General features: G+C 78.4%; 1 protein-coding gene and 1 pseudogene. Both read left to right on the forward strand.

What is annotated here, in order from left to right; all coding sequences use genetic code 11:
• Positions 1-244: 244 nt before the first annotated feature.
• Complete coding sequence (locus ACFW1I_RS37100; protein WP_384678323.1) at positions 245-568, forward strand: 4a-hydroxytetrahydrobiopterin dehydratase; 324 nt, start codon at positions 245-247, stop codon at positions 566-568.
• Positions 569-590: 22 nt separating this feature from the next.
• A pseudogene (locus tag ACFW1I_RS37105) lies at positions 591-832 on the forward strand (hypothetical protein); the annotation flags it as partial.

Consider the following 832-nt stretch of genomic DNA (forward strand, 5'->3'; position numbering starts at 1 on the left):
ACCGCATCCCCCGCGCGTGCTCCCCCGCCGCGAGCAGCGCGTCCAGCACGGTCGGGTACCGCACCGGTCGGCCCCGTCTCCGACACCGCGCCGCCGGCCCACCTCGCCGCGGCCCGGCCGCCCCGAGGTCCGCCACCCGCGGCCCGTCACCGTCCGCGCTCCCGCCGTCCGGCCCGTACCGGCGGCGGTCCGTCCGCGCGCCCCGGCACCGTCCCCGGGGCCCGCGTCCACCTCCGGAGGAACCATGACCAGCACGTCCCCCGCCGCCCCCGCGGGCTGGGAGGTGCGCGACAGCGCCCTCGTCCGGGTCTTCGAGCCGAAGACCTTCCCCGAACTCCTCGCCGTCGTCGAGCGGGTGGAGCGGATCGCCGAGGCCGCCAACCACCACCCCGACATCGAGATCCGCTGGCGCCCGCCGGTGCGCACCCCCGCCGACGACCCGGCCGTGAAGCTGCCCGCGGTGCTCTCCCTCACCTTCCGCTGCAACACCCACACCCTCGGCTCCGTCACCGAGGCGGACGCGGCCCTCGCCGCGTCCATCGAGACCGCCCTCGTCCCCGCCGGCTGACGATCCCCAGGAGTTCGCGCCCATGTCCACGCACACCACCGCCGTCGGCCCCCTGGACATCCACTGGGGCAGCCGCACCTATCTTCTGGCCGTCATCAACGCCACGCCCGACTCCTTCAGCGGCGACGGCGTGTACGCCACCCCCGGCGCCGAGGCGTCCGCGGTCCGGCTGGCCGCCGCCGCCCTCGCCGACGGCGCCGGCGGGGTGGCCAGAGGCGGGGGGCCCCCGTTCCCCCGCGCCGCGCCCCGGCGCGGGGGCGAGGT

The sequence above is a fragment of the Streptomyces sp. NPDC058955 genome (assembly GCF_042741435.1).
Classification (GTDB): Bacteria; Actinomycetota; Actinomycetes; order Streptomycetales; family Streptomycetaceae; genus Streptomyces.